Origin of the sequence: Cupriavidus metallidurans CH34 (assembly GCF_000196015.1) — a bacterium.
In the GTDB taxonomy this organism is placed as follows: domain Bacteria; phylum Pseudomonadota; class Gammaproteobacteria; order Burkholderiales; family Burkholderiaceae; genus Cupriavidus; species Cupriavidus metallidurans.
Map to the genome: position 1 here is coordinate 191,228 of NC_007971.2, position 18,372 is coordinate 209,599.

Here is an 18,372-nt window from a genome sequence, read left to right on the forward strand (position 1 = left end):
GCTTCGGTTTTTGCGGCAGGTCAAAGAGTAGCGAGATGCTGGCTACCGACGACTTACCTGAACATTACATTCCGGACAGGTTGGGGTCACCTCGGTGCGTACTGGGTAGACTACGCCGAAGATAAAAATTTGTATTAACAAAACCCGGCCGATCGCGTTGGGAGGAGGTTGGGTAATGAAACTGCTGGTAGTGGAAGATGAAGTCAAGACGGGGGAGTATCTCCGGCAGGGCCTGACCGAGGCGGGGTTCGTGGTCGACCTGGTCGCCAATGGACTCGATGGTCAACACTTTGCGGTCAATGAAACCTACGATCTCATCATCCTCGATGTCATGCTGCCCGACGTCGACGGATGGCATATTCTGCATGCCATCCGCGCGTCAGGGAACGCGGTCCCGGTCTTGTTTCTGACGGCGCGAGACAGTGTTGCCGATCGCGTGCGAGGCCTCGAGCTCGGCGCGGATGACTATCTGGTCAAGCCATTTGCCTTTTCGGAGCTGCTTGCCAGGGTCAGGACGCTGCTGCGTCGAGGCGCGGTGCAACTAGCGATGGACCGGATTCAAGTGGCCGATCTGATTCTGGATCTGAGCCGGCGGCGAGCGTCTCGCGGTGGGCGACGCATCACGCTGACCAGTAAGGAATTCGCCTTGCTCGAGTTGTTTGCGCGTCGAAGGGGGGAGGTGCTTCCCCGATCCCTCATTGCCTCCCAGGTGTGGGACATGAACTTCGATAGCGATAGTAACGTGATCGACGTGGCGATCCGGCGCCTGCGGGCAAAAATCGATGACGGCTTTGAAGTAAAGCTGATCCAGACTGTGCGCGGCATGGGATACGTCCTCGAGGCACCTGAGGATCCTCTATGAGGCACCGTCTGTCCCTGACTGTTCGGCTGACCATCCTGTTCTCGCTTTCCTCCGCAGTGGTCCTGCTCGGACTTGGCGTGCTTATCTGGCTGGCGATGGACCGGCACTTCGCCAACGAAGATTTTGTGGTGCTGGGGGACAACATCCGTCTGATTGAACGCGTCGCGGATGAAACTCCTGTGGAACGTCTGCCTGCGCGCCTGCAGGAGTTGGTGGAGCACCATCCCGGCTTTGTCGCACGGGTGCAGACCGCGCAAGGCAAGACGATTTTTGCCACGCGGGATTTCGATTTCAGGCCGGCGGAGAGCGCTACGAACGAGGGGCCGAACTCCGAAGGCACCTTCGTGTGGCAGCAGGAAACCAAGCACTACCGCGGCATGCGAGCGGAGGTGCCCGTTTTAGGCTCGGATGTGGGCGCCTTGAAAGTGGTCGTCGGAATGGACACGGAGATTCATGCACACTTTATGCATGCCTTCCGCCGGTCCTTGGCTTTCTATACAACGCTCGCTGCTTTCGCTAGCGGCTTGCTGGGCTGGTGGGCTGCGCGCCGCGGTCTGGCGCCACTGCGCATGATGGCATCGCGCGCTAAAGATGTGACGGCGAACCGATTGGATGCGCGCATGCCGGTGGCCGCGGTGCCAGTCGAGATGGCGGATCTCGCGGCGACATTGAACGCGATGCTCGAGCGTCTGCAGAACGATTTTCAACGGTTGTCGGAATTTTCGTCAGATCTGGCGCACGAGTTGCGCACCCCGATTACCAACCTCATGACGCAGACACATGTCGTTCTGTCCCAGCCGCGTGACGCCGCAAAGTATCGCGATGTGCTGACCTCAAACGCCGAGGAATTGCAGCGTCTTGGACGGATGGTCTCGGATATGCTGTATCTGGCAAAAATGGAGCACGGCATCACGCTGCCCAATGAGGAGTCGATCGATATTGCCGATGAAGTGCTGGCACTCTTCGACTTCTACGACGCGCTGGCCGAGGACAAGGGGGTCAACCTGCAACTGCAGGGGAACGCCAAATTAGCGGGCGACCGTCTGATGATGCGTCGGGCGCTCAGCAACCTCTTATCCAATGCGCTGCGTTACACCGCGGAGGGTCGTCAGATCCTGGTGTCTGTACGGGAGCACGGAACTGATGCCATGATCGTGGTGGAGAATGAGGGCGAGGAAATCCGGCCGGATCTGCTTCCTTACATTTTTGATCGGTTTTTTCGGGCAGATAAGTCCAGGACGCGACTGGATTCGGACAGTGTCGGACTGGGACTGTCGATCACCAAGGCGATCGTGGTTGCGCATGGCGGAAAAATTGCCGCGGACTGTTCCGGCGGAAAAACCCGTTTCACCATGACGTTCCCGCATGGTCGCCTCGGACTGACCTGAGGCCCGCGCAAGGGCCTCGCGCACAGCAGCGCTGCCTGGGGTGGGCTGCCGTGCTGGTCAGCTTGCGCCGCGAGGCGGAAGCAAGTGACCCGATGGGCTTTCAAATCTTACTGCAGTGGAGGCAAGCGTTGCGTCGAATTAGATATGGAATCGTTGGGCTGGCGAGCTTATCGGGGCTTGTCGCTCACGCACACATCATCCCCATCCCGGACGTGCAACCTGCCGCGGCCGCCTATCTGGCGCCGGGCGCGTCGGGAAAGACATGGCCGGCGACGGAGTGGGTCGTGGAGGTGGACCGTCTCGACGGCCAGCCTGCGAGCCGTGCCGTCCGGACCGGTGAGTCGGTTTCGCTCAGCTTGCGAAACCTGGGTGAAAAAAGCATCGACGTCGCTGTCGTGCTATCGCAGAGCGAAGCCATGACGCCAATGGCGAATAGTCAGCCCGTGACGATTCATTTGCTTGCGGGGGAACGGCAGGAATGGAGAATGCAGGCAACGAGGCCGTTGCGGATTTTCGTTTCTGCATCCCCCGAGTGGGCGAAGTAGGGCGCGCAACGCGCCCTGGCAGCATCAGCCCCCTTCGCTGTGGCCCTTCCTGAGGGCTTCGTCGAGCCTGAAAATCTCGTTGCCCTTCATGATGATTTTCGTGCCATCCCTGGTCTCCATGACCTTGCCTTCCGGCATGTTCATGGACTTGCCGAACTTGTTCTCCATGCCCATCTTGCCGTCCTTGAAAACGTGCACCTTCGAGCCGTCCTGCAAATCGTAGGTTTTAACGACATTGCTCATATCGACCGCCGCCGCACTCAGCGATACGGCAGCAATGAAGGCTCCGACCATCAGTTTTTGTTTCATCGTTTAGATCTCCAGGTTATGGTCCTGCACTAGGGCGCATTGGGTCCACCATGTTGTGGAACAACAGGTTCAGTGGACCTTGTCTTCTTGTCATCTTCGCAACCCGCCTGTTGACTGTCCGGTGCAGATGCCGGCGTCGATCGGTCCGGCGGCTGGCTCGTCGCCTTCGGCGGCGTAACATGCTTCATCGAGTGATGCCGGGGATTGGCCGCCAACACCAATAGCTGGACCTCATCCCCGTCGTCGCGGCGTTCGGCCTTGATGCCATCAATGCCCAGTCCAGTCGGTGTCTCGGCAACCCATGCCAGTTGTATTGCCCACACCTGTCCCGGCACAAGGCAGATGGCTGCGCCAACGGACAAGAGGAGTGGCATGCCTGCTTTCATTCGCATCCTGACATTACAAGTAGCGGATGGGGCGTTCGAGAACTGTCTTTTCAATTTAATTTTATTCCCGGACCCGAGCAGCGGGCCGTATAGAGCGAAAATGTAATCCTCCCGAAAGATTGATGTTAACGAGGTAACACTGGCGGGGAAGAAATTGAAGATACAGTTTCATACGGTAATGAATACAAATCTTTTCCTGCGTTGATCGCGCCAATGCAAAGGCAAACGTCTGGAGCTTGGATTGGATATTGAAAAATTTAAGAGCATTGCATCGCTTCTGATGCGGTAATACTTGAAGCCGCTCTGAAAGAACTATGTCATGTGGCGGTTAGATTCCCGTCATTTAACGATTGGATGCGCATTCTTCGTGGATGCGCGTGGGCATTGCGGCGTGGCAGCGGATTTCACCTGTGGATTCAACCGGTCAACGCAACAGCTTGATGGAGTCGTTCAGCCGGCGTACCGAAGTTTAGTGTCTTGCGCGGGCGTTCATTGAGACGCCTCGCTACAGCATCGAACTTGATATCGGGTGCGTGCAGGCCTGCGCATTCGCAGCGGCGATGGTGGCCTCAGAAAGCCCCAGCACGCAAGGGAGATCTGTGCGCTGTGTGCCACGATTTGCGAAAGGTGCGAGAAGGAATGCAGCAAGCACGGTGCGTCGCATTGACTTGTCAGTTTTGCGGCGTCTGCAATGCGAGGGACTCAGTACGAGGAGTTAACCGGAAACTGTCGGGGGGATTACATTGAGATCCGGCGCGATCCTTAGGCCTCACTTGACGGTAGGATCTCGCTTGGCCTAGCCGACGACGCCATCGTTGGACACTAATGCGTCGCAGGGTGGCGGGAACGAAGCGTTTGGCGTGGACGTGGTGGCGAATGCGAATTACACTCATTTCCGAATGAATATCCGGGGTGCCTCCATGTTTTGCCGAGTTCTGAGCCGTTGGCCGATTGCACTGCTGCTGACGATCAGCGCGTTGTTCACGAACTTTGTCCACGCCGCGGAGGCCTTCGACGCCAAAGCCCGGCAGATTTGGCAACTCCTGGACTACGTCGCGGTTGACTACGGCGGTGCGGTGGACGATGGCAAGGTGCTCAATGGATCCGAATATGCGGAGATGCAGGAGTTTGCGGCCACAGCGGAGCGCCAACTGGGAGAGTTGCCTCAGGGTCCCGCCACTCAATCGCTACGCGAGCAGGCAGCGTCATTGCGCGAGGCAGTCGCGAACAAGGCCACAGCGGTTGCCGTGGCGCAAATCGCCCACGAACTCGCGGCCGCTGTACAGCGCGCGTACCCTTTTCCAGTGGCGCCTGCCAAAGTACCCGATCTAAGTCGGGGCGCTCAGCTGTTCCAGGCGCAGTGCGCAAGTTGCCATGGCGCGCAGGGGCGTGGTGATGGGCCGCTGGCTGCGACGCTCGATCCGAAGCCAACCGATCTGACCGATCATCTGCGCGCGCAGGAGCGAAGCCTCTTCGCGCTGCATCAAGTGCTCAGCAACGGTGTTACCGGCACCGCCATGCCAAGTTTCGGCGCGCTGCCAGACGACGACAGGTGGGCCACTGCCTTCTTTGTCGGGTCGCTGTCGTACACCGGTGATTTCGCGTGCCGAACTCTACGTCAGCGAGCCGTTTGCCGATCCGACGCTCCCTGCGTTCTCAGCGCAGATGAGACAGGTCGGGCATGATTTGCAAGACTCGACCGTTCGGTATCTTGCGACCAGATTTTCGTGGCAGGCTTAAGGAAACGTCCCTATGAATCCGGATATCTACCGCGCGCGCGAGGCCGAGGCGCAGGCCGCGCTGGACGCTGCGGCCGACTACCAACTCACAGCACACGCGACCGCGCGCGGCGCCTTGCGGGCTATTGATCTGGACGGTGCACAGGCTCTAATGGGCCAGTCTGGCGGATGGATTGCACTGGGCAACGCAGCTGCTGTCGACCTCGCTGGTAATCAGGCTGCCGCGGAATTTGCCGAGGCGCTGGCGCAGCGCGATGCGCCCGACCCCAACGACGATCCCTACGGCCGGAATTTGGGTCTGGACCGCGACGCGTGGCTGCGGGAAATGCTGCACCAGGCCGGCGGCCTTGTGGGCGGCTACCTGTAGGTAAAGGGCGCCGATGGACATACGAGTCGCCGCCCGTGGCCGACAGGATGGCAGCAATGCAGAAAATCTTCGTTGACGCGCTCGCTGCACGCCCCTTCATGCAGCTTGGCAATCGTGAGAAAACGCCCCTGTGACCGGAAGCGCCACGCCCGAGCGTGAGAACACGGGCCGATCTGGCATAATCCACGGCAAGGTTGCTTAGGTCAGGGGCGGTTGCGGGCAGTTCGACCCTGCTGGGTGCCTCATACCTGGTCTTTTATTTTCTCCTGCTGGTGGTGCTTGACTTCGTCAAGCTGCGCGGTATGACAAATATTAACTCGACATCAACTGGTGTCGGAAAGGCCGAAGGTGAAGGTATGGGCAAAAACTCTCTGGATTTCGTGAAGCTGTCTGTGTTGTCTGTGTTGGAAACGATTCACGGGCTGGGTATGAGTGCACTTGTGGCTGTAGCGCTGCCCTAAGCAACTTTGGCAAAAGCCGCCTCCGGGCGGCTTTTTTTTACGCCACCGCCTCCATGCCGATGGAACAGCAACCGTCAGGTGCCAACTCCGGCCACTTCAAAGATCTCAGCGAAGTTCTTGCGATCCCTGTCCTTGTCCTGAGTCGTCTCTGAATTGGCTTGGACTTGCGATGTGCGTCACGGACCCCGACAAGGGCAACGAAGGCATCTCCGCGATCTTTATCGATCTGGACAGCCCGGGAGTGACACTCGATACCGCCTGCGTGCCCATCACCGGCCAGTACGTGGACGCCGACATCATCCTCGACAATGTCCGCGTGCCACGCTGCAACTGCATCGGCGGCGAAGGCAACGGTTTCCGGCTTGCGATGAACCGGATCAGCCTCAACCGCCTATTGCACTGCCCGACCATGATCGGCCTGGCCCGCCAGGCGCTGCGCTTGTCCATTGACTACGCGAACACGCGCCGCCAGTTCGGCGGCCCGATCATGCGATTCCAGGCCATCCAGCACATGCTGGCGGACATGGCGTCCAGCCTGTTTGCCTGCGAGAGCATGGTGCTGGCTGCCGCGCGCCGTGCCGATGCAGGCAGTGACGTCCGCATGGAGGCGTCGATGTGCAAGCTCTTCGTCTCGGAAGCCTGCTTCCAGATCGCGGACAAGGCCGTGCAGATTCATGGCAACGTGGGTGTCACGAAGAACCATCCGGTCGAGTTCATCTTCCGCAGGCTCCGGCTATACCGCATCGTCACGGGAACCAGCGAAATCCAGCGTAACACGATCGCCAAGGAAATCCTGCAGAGGCATGGGTCTTGAATGCGCACGTGCAATCCTGATCGCGACGTCCACGCCAGCATCAAGCGGGGTCAACAGGCTGTTCGCCGAGAACCGCTTCGGCTGCGACCTCTGGATGCATGTCAACATACCGTGCGGTCATCCCACCCGAGATGCATCGCGCCGCAGGTTGCCGGAACTGCGAAGCGACCCGCGTTGCGCGTCAATCCTGCGAATCACTGGCCTCGTGGCTTGACTTGTCCAGTGCTTTCTAATATTTGCTTGCAACGTGCGTAATTGGTGCGACGGGATGCGCGGAGGGTGGCGGATTCTGTTCGGCGTCTCCCCGACTTGGTTGGGATTCAGGTACAGAGGCGTCTACGTCCGGAATGAGGGGAGTTCGGTCACGAACGTCTACCAACCAAATGGCCCCTAATGGCCGACAAGCGACCGCCTGCCGGCCGATGTAAAGGTCAGACTTCGGTTTGCTCTGCAATCTCCAAAGCGTCATCAACCTCAATGCCCAAATACCTGACGGTGCTCTCGAGCTTGGTATGACCGAGGAGCAGTTGGACGGCTCTTAAGTTCTTGGTCCGTCGGTAGATCAAAGAGACCTTCGTTCGCCGGATTGAATGCGTCCCATAAGCGGAGGTGTCCAGGCCGATCGAGGCTACCCACCGATGGACCAATCGGGCATATTGTCGGGTCGATATATGGGGCGAAGAATGCAAACGACTGGGGAAGAGAAAGTCGCCGCAGCTCAATCCCCGTGCATGTATCCAGGCCTGGAGGCATTCGCGAGTCGGGCCAGTAATCTCAAACTGCACCGGTCGATGGGTCTTTTGCTGCATGACCGTCGCACGCATGCCAACTTGTCTTCCTACGCTGACATCCTGAACGCGGAGACGGATCAGATCGCAAGCGCGCAGTTTGCTGTCGATGGCGAGGTTGAACATCGCCAAGTCTCTCGTGTTTGCGGTGAGCTGAAGGCGCGTACGGATGGCCCAGATCTCGGATAGCTTCAACGGAGGTTTCTGCCCCGTCAGTCTTCCCTTGTTCCACGGGTCGTGGTGGGTGACAGATGTTTGGGAGGTAGTCATGACTAGCTCCTAGAGTTGATGGGAGCCCATTTTGCGCTTGTGCCGGAGCCCCTCAAGTTGTGGGCGCTGGGCGCTAGTCCCACTCCACCTCCGAAACCAGTTCGGCCGAGACGACCCCTTCAACGCACATCTGGTAGAGCTTTCGGTAGCACAGCGGACATGGCGCACAGTCCAAGGCCTGGTTGCCTCCGATTTCGAAGTGCAGTTCGCGAATCCGGACGGGGCCCCCGCATTTGCAGACGAGAATCTGGGTATGGTCATCCATCGCTTATCTCCGTGGCAGAAGGGGATTGCAGCATGTGACGGCCGGAGGCTTCCTCGGATCAGCGAGATACTGATCGTCATGAGCGCGCGCCCGAAGGCACCGCAGGCTCCGAAGAGCCGAAGCATAGGACCAAAATTTTCGTGCGGGGGCAGCTTCGGATCTTGCCGATTCGTTGGTTGCCGAGACTCAATCGCCGAGTTCCTGTGCGGGACGCAGGGGGCGTCTCGGTGAGCGGGCCGTGACCGACCCTTCATATCACACCCGAAAGCAGCCATTCAGCGTGGTATCGTTGACCGCTTCGAGTCTTTGGGACCAAAGCAATATGGCCACGCTTGACCTCATCGGGGTTGCAATTCAGTTCAAGGATTGGGAAAAGCCATGGACGTTCTATTCGGTTGTGTTGGACCACATCTCACATGATTCCGACGACCGCGCCATTTTCGAGCGGATATGGGCAGAAGCGTGTCGTCCGGAACATTGGCAGTACGTCGACATTTCGAAATGCTCTGATGCGTGTGATCACGGGCTCGAGATTGGATTTTCATGGCTGCCCGAGGAGGCGCGTGTGCAGTTCGTGCGAGCAGCATCATTCCAATGGAAATGACGCGAAAACTCGGAAGGCCTTCGGTCGCCGGCGCTCGCGCGCAGCACCGTTACAGCAGGCGTTCTCCGGGCGGTTGAGAGCATCAGAGCTAGATAGGTACACAGATTGCTCTAAGCTTGCAGCCGAGCGCATCTTCGAGTTGCGATTCTTGCTCACCCGATAGGGTGCGTAGATTCGGATTCATCGCCTCAAGTACGAGCCGTCCAAATGCTGTCGGCCACAAATATCTGAGATCGTTCAATGAGACGGTAGCCTGACAGCAGCAGTCTTGACCAGCAGGTCAGGTAGTCTGCCCACAGCGAAATCATCCATCTTGGTCACCCACCAGTCTTCGATGTCCACATCGCAATTGGGACAAGCCACGCTAGACCAATTTGCTCCGGGGTGAAAAATTCGACGTCCTGCTTGAATAAGAACGTAATCTCATCGGCATTGGGAGCGAATTGCGAGAAGAGCGCGCGCGCAACTTCTGCTGCCAATTCAATCGGCCTGAACTCGGGGTCGAGGGGAACACGCCATGCCCGTCCGCTCATCACGAGGGAGTCAAAGCTCAAACGTCGGATCGCCCGCCCACGCGAGAAAGCTGCGCACGACAGTAGCCTCAGTTCCGTCACTGAACCGGATGATCATCGCGCCGTCTTCGTCGGCGACCGACTCCACGCCTGGCAGTGAACGTGTAAGGACCTTGGCCTCTTCGTCAACCGTATTCGGTGCGTCGCCATTGACAGGAGCCTCAATGATCTTAATCTGATCCACCGTCTGGTGGCTCACCGATCCGGTTTTCGTCATCGTCGCTGCGGCGACGCGGTGCCCCTTCGATGCCAGGTTGGCTCCCGCCAAGGTTCGCGAGTCGTTTGGCGGCTTCACGCTGGATCAAGGCCTTTAGCGCCTCGCGCACAAGTGCCGTTTTCTCTTCCAGCCCCGTATAGGCACGGGCCTTGGCCAGCAGTTCATCGTCAAGCGTAATCGTCGTACGCATAGGAATCTCCGCAAGTACCGGCACAGACTATAGCATCCAATGATGTCGATTTTGGTGCGCACTTACATTGGGAATGCGGGCGTTTTGCCACCACAGGCCTGCAAAATCGGTGTGTCCACTGCAGGCCAATTCTTGTCTGCCGCCGATACCTGTGGTCTGCGTTCTGTCTCCAGTCCGTGCCGCGCGGGCTCCGACGCTTGGAGCCGCCATGGCTGCAACCGTTCCGCCTGAGTCGCCTGCGACCGCGCCTGCACCTCGGCCACTTCGTTTCCTGCGCGCCGTGACGGCGTGCGCCAAGGCGGCCCCGGCGTGGCGCACGCCGTCACGGCGCGCTAAGCGGCCGTGCGGCAAGGTGTCGCTCCACCCACTGCGCCCAGGGCGCGTCGAGTTGGCCGGCCAGCGTGGCGAGTACCAGGCGGATGTCCAGGTGGTGACAATGCGTCAGCAACCGCTCGAGGACGGGACGGCGGACGGTGCGCAGCGCGCCGAGGACGAGCCGCATGCCTTCGGGCGAACTCATGGTGCAGTCGCTTACCAGTTCCAGGATCGCACGCTCGGGCACCGACACCCGTACCGCCGGATGGTGATCGGGCAGGGCAGTGATCCCGAAATCTGCCGGTAGGCGCCGATCGAACAGCGCGCACCCCTGGTAGGTATAGGCATAGACGGCGTCCACCCAACGCGGCAGGGTGGTGGGCGCCTCGCCCCAAGATGAGCCGTGGGCGCAGGGCCACGAAGTGTCGCACGCCCTGCCAGTCCAGCGCGGTGCGGCCGCCCACGTGCAGCCCCGGGCGTTGCCAGCAGAGCCAGGCTAACCATGGAGGTGGAAGTCGTATTCGCAGCATTGCCGGAGGGGGCAGTCATCGGAAGGTGTTCGAAGCGGCCCTGCGAAGGGCAAGTACCGGGGGGCTCGGCTCAATTATCCACTTCTCTCACGGATTTCATCCCCGGGCCCGGTTTACTGGGAAATCGTTCAACGAAGACATTCGCGTGCGGGGCAATGACGCGATTGGGTTTGGCACTCCTTGGTGGGAAGAGGGGGTGGAGAGAACCATCCCGACGCTGTGTGTACCGAGCACGGTGTATATATCGACGATATCCTCGTAATTGACCACGGTGTCCTCGTTGCCCCAGGAGAGTTGAGCGATGCGGACGAGTTGCTAGCTAGTTCGTGATCTATGGTTGCTAGGAGACATCTATGACAGGTATTCATCTCAGGACGCGACTGTGCGAGCTGCTCGATATCAACTACCCCATTTGTCTCGCAGGGATGGGATCTCAAGGTCGTGCAACGCCTCCGGCCCTTGTCGCCGCGGTGTCGGAAGCCGGAGGATTGGGCGTTATCGGTGCCGCAGGACTATCGCCTTCGCGGCTACGTGCAGTCATCCGAGAGGCTCGCGCGTTGACGGCTAAGCCCATTGGCGTCAACCTTGTATTGCCACAAGCCGCTGCGAAGGCCGAGCTGGATAGGGACAGGATCCGGCGAGAGATTATTGAACAGTTCCCTGAGCATGCCGCTTTCGTGCGTGAATTGGCAAAAGGCTTCGGACTTGAACTAGTGGAGCTAGATGGTCGCATTGCCGTGTCTGGCGCGGCGACTGCAGATGGCACAGATGCGGACCTTCGTGGCTCGCGCGCTGACTTGACGCGAAGCTTGATCGACGCGGTTCTAGAGGAAGATGTCCAGGTCTTCGCAGGGGCGGTCGGTGACCTGAAGCTCATCGCGGGGCCTGCGCACGAGAAGCGGATGCTCGTTATGGGACTAGCCACTGGCACGAAGCAAGCTAAAAGCTAGGCGCTCGCCGGCGCAGATCTCCTCATTGCCCAAGGACTGGAGGCCGGCGGCCATGTGGGGCGAATTCCGAATTTTGCGCTGCTTCCTGATGTCATCGATTCTGTTTCTGTCCCCGTCATTGCGGCGGGAGGCATCAGCGATGGCCGGGGCATCGCTGCATCTTTGGCGTTTGGGGCCGTTGGAGTTTGGATGGGAACTGCGTTCCTGGTTGCCGAGGAATGCAATATTCCCGGCGAACATAAGTCCCAGATTCTTGAAGGGCGGCTGGAGGATTTCCGCAGTGACCGGATCTACTCTGGAAGTCCCATGCGCGGATTCCGGAAAGCCACGATCAAGGCTTGGGAGGACTCTGGATTGGAGCCGCTCGCAAATCCGTACCAGAAGGTCTTGATGGATGACTTCAATGCAGCGGCAGCAGCGGCCAGTCGCTGGGACCTGCACAGCAATCCTAGTGGCGTCGGAGGAGGGCTACTGACAGAGGCGAGGCCAGCGCGAGCGATCGTCGCCGAGCTTGTGAATCGCGCTTCGGAGTCAATCTCACGACTGGCCGCCAGTATTTGACAGGCTGGATTGCTATGTGGCGAGGGCGTTCAATCCAAGGATGGCGCTTGCCTCGGCAATAGTTGCCACTGGACGCTCATACTCTTCGCAAAGCGCTTCAATTTGGCGGACTAGGGCAGCGTTTGAAGGGGCGAGAACATCTCGGTCTAGGCGAACGTTGTCCTCAAGACCTGTGCGGCAATGTCCACCCAGTTCGAGCGGCCATCGTGCCATAGTAATTTGGTCTCGCCCAATACCAGCTCCTGTCCAGGTCGCGTTGGGGGAAAGCCTACGCAGCGTCGCCACATAGAACTCCAGGACCTCTCGGTCGACGGGCATTGCGTTCTTGAGGCCCATCACGAATTGGACGTGGAGTTCTCCAGCGATCTTGCCGACCCGCTGCATGTTGGCGGCCTGGAAGATCATCGATAAGTCGAAGGCTTCCACTTCGGGCTTGACGTCGTGCGTCAGTATTTCAGCGGCGAGCCAATCTACCAGTTCTGGCGCGTTGTCGTAGACCCGGGTCGGGAAATTAACTGAGCCCGTGGCACCACGAACAAGGCATACCGCTTGCCCCATGGCAGCCGAAACTCGGCGAAATCAACTTGCGCCTGCCGTCCGGGCGGCGTCTCGAAACGCACGACTGGGCATGAACTGCTGCAGCGGCTCGAGGTGTCACAGTCTGCAGCTTTGGCTGACCGGGATGCGGTACTCGCGTGGCGCGCCAGTAGGGGGGGGCGGCGTGGCCGACTTCAAATTCCTAACAACTTTGTCTTCATTTGCCAAATGGCTCGTGCCCGAAAGTGGGAGTGAATGGCGTTGGCTACGGATTCCTTGCAGCAACCTACACGTCTAGTGGGGTTACAGCAATCGAAATCCCGTCACCAGAGAATCCAGTTTCTCCACGGACTCGTTGACGTTCAAAGCCGCCCGCAAAATGCGGGTGTCCACTGCAGGATAATTCGTCCTATTCTGCTCGCGTGCTGGTGCATAGGGCGCTGGGTTGTGGAGACTGCGCGGCATCGTGTCATCAAGGCCCGGGTGCTCACGGCATTCCTCGGCCCCAGCGCAGTTTCGCTGTGGGTTACCTACGGCCACTTGTGAGTCCACGAGAAGCCACGGCTAATCGATCTTCCCAAATCTGCATCTTTCTTTGATACGACAGTCCCAATGTGGCAAGGATTTGTGAGAATCCTTAGTGAGTTCAGTGATTCATCGATTCGCAATGCCTTGATTTTTATGGGGAACGTGTTGGCGGCGTCTTTGAGAATGGACAACAACCTTCAGTATGTTTTTGCGTCTCGTTGTTTTCAGTGTACGTGTTATGTATAATTCCATCGCGCAGACGTAGACGTACCCGATCAACCCATACAAGGAGGTCATCCATGCTGCCCATGGACGCCAAAAAGAACGCCGACTCCTATTCGTATCCCAATGGGATGCTGAACTCGGGATACGTCGGCGGCGTGCTTCGCAACCCAGATCCTGTCAACGGCATCTGCTATATCCAGCAGACCCGTAACGAGAATCACATGTTGCCGATCGCGTTCGACCCGAAGAAAACGCCGCTTCCTCGCAACATTCAGGAAGGGGACCTGATCTTCGCGATCTGCCACGCTTCGGGTGAGCGCAAGGAAGACCAGCGCATCGTCCACATGAAGAGCATCTCGTTCGAACAGCCGAACACCATGCACCTGGACAAGCGCTTCGCCGATGACCTGCTGCGCAAATGGGGTTCGCTCGTCCACGCAGCGGCGAAGGACTCCGGCACCCCGGATTCGATTCGCAAGCTGGAAGAGCAGTTTGGCCGCTCGAGTGATACTCAGGCTCGGCTCCCAATGCAAAGCAAGGCGGTGATGGATTGGCTGGAGCTCGCCAAGACCAATCATCCTCAGCATGCAGCATTCTTCCTTGCAGTGTGGGACATCTACTCTGCAAACAAGGAGCATCCTGCAACGCATAGGAAGGGTGGCCATGCGAACCGGAAACTCTGGCAGCACTGTCTAGCCGTTACCGAGACTGCCTTCGCAGAAAGCTCGACATGGAAATACGATGGCGTGTACGTGAAAAAACGCGGCAAGGCAAAGATACTGCTTCTCAGCAAGCGCAATCCCGAGTACGAGTTCGACGCAGCGGACCCACTTGTCCCCATCATTGCGCTTGCACATGATTTCGGGAAGCTCGAGGCGTACAAGATTGGGGACGATGGCCAGATCGTTACCTTGGAGGAAGGGTCGAGCACCGATCACGACGACGATCGCGTGTTTCACGATTCCCTGGGCGCCCGGATGCTCGCGCGACTTCCCGAGTACTGGCAGCTTCCCCCACGAGACCGCCGGGCCATCAACTTCGTGATTGGCCATTACCACCACCCCAGCGCCTTCCCCGTTGATGCGAACGGTTTCGCCCTTGACGATCGCATGTCCGCGCTGATGGAGTTCCTGATCTACGTCGACAAGAAGACGGGTATGCAGGAAAGTGGCCGCGACCTGCTCGAAGAGGACGAGGAGATTACTGAGGAACAATCGGAGTCGATTTACAAGGCTTTTGTCGAGGTCATCACCCAGTTTGGCCGCGTGAATGGCACCGGCAATAAGAGCACCGACGCCAGTTTGAAGATCGCCCAAAAGCACGACGGCTTGATCGTCGTGAAAGAGCTTGAGTTGCGTCGACTCATCTTGGCGAAGTTGGGCATGTCGCTGGACGACGGTGACTCGCGCTACCGGGTAACCATGAGCCTGCTGTACACCCTTGGCGAGAAGGGGCTTCTGTACGACAAGCACAATGGAATTGACTTCTCGCGCTACCACCCCATGCATTCGGTATCGTTCCGCAGCAGCAAGAACGGTCAGCATATCGCTACGTGGGAACCCGTCATCATCTTCCGACCGCTGACGAAGACGCAGGAGTTCGCCGAACTTGGGGGCCTACCAAACTTTGGCTCGCGGATGGTGATCAACAAGCCCATCTACACGCACAACCCTGGTATTCGCGATGCTGAGGCATTGCGCGAGTTGGTTCGGCGTGCGTTTGGCGAAGATGTGGCCCGCAGCATCTACATCTCGGGCCGCCAGGAAACTAAAACGGAAGCAAGGGCTCGAGAACAGAAGGTCGAAACGGCGGATGGCAAACCTGAAGGCCTCGAACCGATGGCGCCAACAAGCCTTGCGGCGGTTCCGGCAGAATCCTCTGCAGCCCTCAAGCCGTCGATGGCGGAGCAAGAGCCAGCACCGGCCATGCTGTCTCGCGTCATCACGGAGAATCAGTCGCCGGCAGCTCCAATGGAGCCGCCTACGAACGATGTCGCGACAGAGCATGTGGATGCGGACGATGACCCATCGCTCGAGGATATTGCCGCGCTCGAAAGCGAGATCGCATCCCCGGAGACCGGTGGAAGCGCGGACGAAGCTGATCCGTTCAGTGGGTTGCTACCTTCCTCACCAGACGCCGGAAGCAATGAAGGCGCTTCCGTATTTGATGGCGACGACTTTGCCGATTTTCCGGCGGCGCCAGAGCCGGTCGCGAGCATCGACATTTCGGCGCCTGGTCACCGCATGCCTGAAGGCGAAGAGCGGCCTCTCATCGCTGACAGACCCGGTGTCGCGATCCCCGACAAGGATCGGCAGAATGCCATGAAACGCCGCACCGCCGAAGAAACCAAAGAAGCACTTGCCGCTTTCGATAACTTGGCACCGCCGACGTTCGCCGCACGAACGTCAAAGCGTGCGTCCAGCCGCGAAATCTCGGATAACGCGCTGTCCAACGTTCTTGCGCTCATAAGCGACAACAAACTGCCGGTGTGCGGCCGGATGAACGGGCACGCGTACGTCCTAGTTTCCGACATCGCAAACGTCGCGCCAACCCTCGACGTCGAGCAGCTTGTCAAAGCGCGCGGACTGCCCACTGCCGAGCCGGCCGCTGGCAAGAAAATGGTTGGAATTCCGGAGTAGCGAATGGATCTCGAGAAGCCCACCAACGCTCGCGAGCAGATGCCTTCGGTTACCGAGTTCATCGATTCCCTGCGGAAGACATTCGGCAAGGAAGAGATCGACGCGTCCATCAAAACGGGGCTTCGTAACGGATCGTTCTTTGCCATCGAAAATGGCTACGTCGTCGGCACGCCTCCTCCGCATGCCTTGCTCGAGTACGAACGACGCCAGAAGGCCGCGGAGCAGCAGGTTCATTCGGACGAGAGCTCCCACAACCCCACGAACAGCGGAGCGTTGCTGCGCCCCCAAGAATCCATTTAGATTTATACGTCGTGTGCGTACGTGTTATGCTTCGTAAGAATGACGCAAAGTGATCACGGCGTCTGGCTGGATGCGGCCCCCCCTCCCATACGGGGGGTGTTGGAGTCGTGACGGGAGTCCGTTATCACATCTGCCAAATTCAGCACAAATGGGAAAAGTCGATTCATATAACAACAGGAGAAGTCGTCGTTATGCGCATTCAGCGAACTTTGTCAAACAAGAAGGGGGCTCTGGCACTGGCCATGTTGGTCGCTGCCCTCGCAGGTTGTGGTGGCGGTGGTGATGGAGCGGAAACGCCCCAGGCCACCCCGCAGTCTCCCAGCTCACCGGTGACCGGCACACCGGAAGGCCCAACCACGCCCGTCACGCCGGCCAAGCCCACCAGCCTGGTGGCGCCGTCCTGCCTGAACTGTGGCGCGGTTGATTCGAATACGTACTCCGGCACCGGCGTCGGGGTGTGGCAGGCAACGAACGCCTCGTTGGCTGCCGCCGATGTGCCCGTGAGCATTGATGGCCTTACCGGTCAGGATGTGACGCTTGTCTTCACGAACGAGAGCGGCGTCGCGCAGCCCATGCCTGCCATTTCGCTGACTGCCTCCCGCTTCCCGTCGGTCGCAGCAAGCCAGCTGCGTTGGCAAGACCCCGCCACCGATGCGAAGCAGCGCATCGGCGAGTTCAACCGAAATGGCTGGGCCGCCCTTGCCGGTAGCCAAGGCACCGCACCGCGATACTCGATGTCCAGTGGGCCGAGCAAGTCCGTTGTGAATGACACGCGCGACTGGTTCAACGAGGACAATTCCGTCCGATCGACCACCCTGGTTCGCCAGGCAACGACGACCGACGGTGTCACGGTGAACTTCTGGGTGGAGAACTCCGAGAATGCCCCGACGAAAGTCAGTTCAGCAATCATCGACCAGCTTGTCGACCGCTTCGCTTCGCCCGGCAAGGTCTACGACATGCTGAAGGATGTCGGCGGCCCGCTGTGGGGCTCTCACAGCTATATCAATCTCATCCCAGGCACGGGCCAGCCGATCGATATCGTCATTCTGAACTTCGATCGCAACAACGCCCCGTACGGGATGACAGGCTACTTCTATTCGCGAAATGCCATTGCGAAGAGTGCGTCGAATCCGTACAGCAATGAGTCGTTGTCGCTGTATCTGGACTCGGAAACCCTGTACCTCGACGGCGCCACTGGTCTTACGGAAGTGGTCATGACGATGGCGCACGAAGGGATGCACGCCCAAAATTTCTATCGCCGTGGCGTTCTGGGCGGCGTGGAGAGTATGTTCGCGACTTGGCTGGAAGAAGCCACGGCGATGATGATGGAGGATTTCGCCAGCGCTACGCTCGATCCCGGCCACAATCCCATTCGAGACGTTCGCTTCTATGACTACGTCAAGTACAAGGGCGGAAGCTACAACTGCAGCTTGCTCGACTGGACGCCGTTCAGCGCATCGTGCGATAGCTACTCCGTATCGGGATCGTTCGGCGGCTTCCTGAATCGCCAACTGGGCTTGCGCATGTTCAAGTCCCTGCTGGGGAACATGAGCTCGACGAACTCGGTCGACGTGCTAGATACCGTCATCAAGACGAATTTCCCCGGCACCAGTTTCGTGGGGCAGTTCCGCCGATTCTCGGCAACGGCGGGAGCGCTTATTCCAGCAGCGACGAGCCCCAAGGGCTTTGGTTTCCCGGCTCGCTCCGACAACGGGTACAACATTCCGGCCATCGATCCGACGGCCTACGCGCCGTACCGGACGCTGACTCAGACGGTGCCCACCACGCTCCAGGCATATGCGAGCCTGCCCGTCGTGCGGCAAGCTGCGAAGGGTCGATACACCGAGACGGTTAAAGTACCGGCCGGCACGACTCTTTCCGTTGTGATCCACTAATAGCCGGAAGCCTTAGCAGCTAGCGACTGGCGTTCAGAAGTCGAAAGGCCCCACGACCTCGCGGTTCGTGGGGCCTTTGTGCTTCAGGGGGGAAGTCTCGGCGCTTCAACGCGTT

General features: G+C 59.0%; 15 protein-coding genes and 4 pseudogenes. 12 read left to right on the forward strand and 7 right to left on the reverse strand.

Features of this window, described 5'->3' with window-relative positions:
• Positions 1-175 precede the first annotated feature (175 nt).
• From RMET_RS30620 to RMET_RS30630, 3 genes are read left to right on the forward strand one after another with little or no spacing between them, the layout of a single operon-like run.
• Positions 176-862 (forward strand): heavy metal response regulator transcription factor, encoded by a 687-nt coding sequence (locus tag RMET_RS30620; RefSeq protein ID WP_008652575.1) that lies wholly within the window; start codon positions 176-178, stop codon positions 860-862.
• Positions 859-2,250 (forward strand): heavy metal sensor histidine kinase, encoded by a 1,392-nt coding sequence (locus RMET_RS30625; RefSeq protein ID WP_008652574.1) that lies wholly within the window; start codon positions 859-861, stop codon positions 2,248-2,250. The genes RMET_RS30620 and RMET_RS30625 overlap by 4 nt, the downstream gene beginning before the upstream one ends.
• A gap of 50 nt (positions 2,251-2,300) precedes the next feature.
• Positions 2,301-2,795: a hypothetical protein gene (locus tag RMET_RS30630; protein ID WP_011514844.1), complete on the forward strand. Its 495-nt coding sequence runs from the start codon at positions 2,301-2,303 to the stop codon at positions 2,793-2,795.
• A gap of 24 nt (positions 2,796-2,819) precedes the next feature.
• Here the strand turns inward: RMET_RS30630 and copK are convergent, their stop codons facing one another.
• Both copK and RMET_RS33320 read right to left on the reverse strand, forming a co-directional pair.
• Positions 2,820-3,104, reverse strand: a complete 285-nt coding sequence (gene copK / locus RMET_RS30635) for a periplasmic Cu(I)/Cu(II)-binding protein CopK (RefSeq protein WP_008652571.1) — start codon at positions 3,102-3,104, stop codon at positions 2,820-2,822.
• Positions 3,105-3,133: 29 nt separating this feature from the next.
• Positions 3,134-3,478, reverse strand: coding sequence for a Cu(II)/Cu(I) resistance protein CopM (locus RMET_RS33320; protein WP_133428603.1), 345 nt, complete (start codon positions 3,476-3,478; stop codon positions 3,134-3,136).
• 872 nt (positions 3,479-4,350) lie between these two features.
• Here RMET_RS33320 and RMET_RS30640 point away from each other — a divergent pair.
• The 3 genes and pseudogenes from RMET_RS30640 to RMET_RS30655 form a co-directional block, all read left to right on the forward strand.
• Positions 4,351-5,175 carry a c-type cytochrome gene (locus tag RMET_RS30640; RefSeq protein WP_227461555.1) on the forward strand — a complete coding sequence of 275 codons (825 nt, stop codon included), beginning with the start codon at positions 4,351-4,353 and terminating at the stop codon, positions 5,173-5,175.
• A 67-nt stretch (positions 5,176-5,242) separates the two neighbouring features.
• Positions 5,243-5,596: a hypothetical protein gene (locus RMET_RS30645; RefSeq protein ID WP_008652569.1), complete on the forward strand. Its 354-nt coding sequence runs from the start codon at positions 5,243-5,245 to the stop codon at positions 5,594-5,596.
• Positions 5,597-6,220: 624 nt separating this feature from the next.
• Positions 6,221-6,871, forward strand: a pseudogene (locus RMET_RS30655) (acyl-CoA dehydrogenase family protein); the annotation flags it as partial.
• Between the two features lie 431 nt (positions 6,872-7,302).
• On the opposite strand, the gene RMET_RS30660 reads toward RMET_RS30655, so the two are convergent.
• Complete coding sequence (locus RMET_RS30660; RefSeq protein WP_008652562.1) at positions 7,303-7,929, reverse strand: tyrosine-type recombinase/integrase; 627 nt, start codon at positions 7,927-7,929, stop codon at positions 7,303-7,305.
• Positions 7,930-8,516: 587 nt separating this feature from the next.
• Here RMET_RS30660 and RMET_RS30670 point away from each other — a divergent pair.
• A complete protein-coding gene (locus RMET_RS30670; RefSeq protein ID WP_008652558.1) occupies positions 8,517-8,798 on the forward strand; it encodes a hypothetical protein in 282 nt (93 codons plus the stop codon).
• Positions 8,799-9,341: 543 nt separating this feature from the next.
• Here RMET_RS30670 and RMET_RS30680 read toward each other — a convergent pair.
• From RMET_RS30680 to RMET_RS30690, 3 genes and pseudogenes are all read right to left on the reverse strand, one after another.
• Positions 9,342-9,569, reverse strand: a complete 228-nt coding sequence (locus RMET_RS30680) for a cytochrome c1 (protein ID WP_231108952.1) — start codon at positions 9,567-9,569, stop codon at positions 9,342-9,344.
• A complete protein-coding gene (locus RMET_RS30685) occupies positions 9,541-9,777 on the reverse strand; it encodes a type II toxin-antitoxin system VapB family antitoxin (RefSeq protein ID WP_008652555.1) in 237 nt (78 codons plus the stop codon). The genes RMET_RS30680 and RMET_RS30685 overlap by 29 nt, the downstream gene beginning before the upstream one ends.
• 322 nt (positions 9,778-10,099) lie before the next feature.
• Positions 10,100-10,474: pseudogene (locus RMET_RS30690) on the reverse strand (type IV toxin-antitoxin system AbiEi family antitoxin domain-containing protein); the annotation flags it as partial.
• A gap of 501 nt (positions 10,475-10,975) precedes the next feature.
• Between RMET_RS30690 and RMET_RS30695 the strand changes: the two are divergent.
• Together RMET_RS30695 and RMET_RS30700 are read left to right on the forward strand one after the other, a co-directional pair.
• Positions 10,976-11,572: a nitronate monooxygenase gene (locus tag RMET_RS30695; protein ID WP_017511943.1), complete on the forward strand. Its 597-nt coding sequence runs from the start codon at positions 10,976-10,978 to the stop codon at positions 11,570-11,572.
• 18 nt (positions 11,573-11,590) lie between these two features.
• Positions 11,591-12,133, forward strand: a pseudogene (locus tag RMET_RS30700) (NAD(P)H-dependent flavin oxidoreductase); the annotation flags it as partial.
• Between the two features lie 12 nt (positions 12,134-12,145).
• Here RMET_RS30700 and RMET_RS30705 read toward each other — a convergent pair.
• Positions 12,146-12,661: pseudogene (locus tag RMET_RS30705) on the reverse strand (3-keto-5-aminohexanoate cleavage protein); the annotation flags it as partial.
• A gap of 836 nt (positions 12,662-13,497) precedes the next feature.
• On the opposite strand from RMET_RS30705, the gene RMET_RS34345 reads away from it, so the two are divergent.
• The 3 genes from RMET_RS34345 to RMET_RS30720 all read left to right on the forward strand — a co-directional run bounded on the left by RMET_RS34345 (position 13,498) and on the right by RMET_RS30720 (position 18,257).
• Positions 13,498-16,062, forward strand: coding sequence for a hypothetical protein (locus RMET_RS34345; protein WP_011514850.1), 2,565 nt, complete (start codon positions 13,498-13,500; stop codon positions 16,060-16,062).
• Positions 16,063-16,065: 3 nt separating this feature from the next.
• Complete coding sequence (locus tag RMET_RS30715) at positions 16,066-16,362, forward strand: hypothetical protein (protein ID WP_011229407.1); 297 nt, start codon at positions 16,066-16,068, stop codon at positions 16,360-16,362.
• A gap of 107 nt (positions 16,363-16,469) precedes the next feature.
• Entirely contained in the window at positions 16,470-18,257 is a 1,788-nt protein-coding gene (locus RMET_RS30720) for a M30 family zinc metallopeptidase (RefSeq protein ID WP_011229408.1), read from the forward strand.
• The last annotated feature ends 115 nt before the right edge of the window (positions 18,258-18,372 follow it).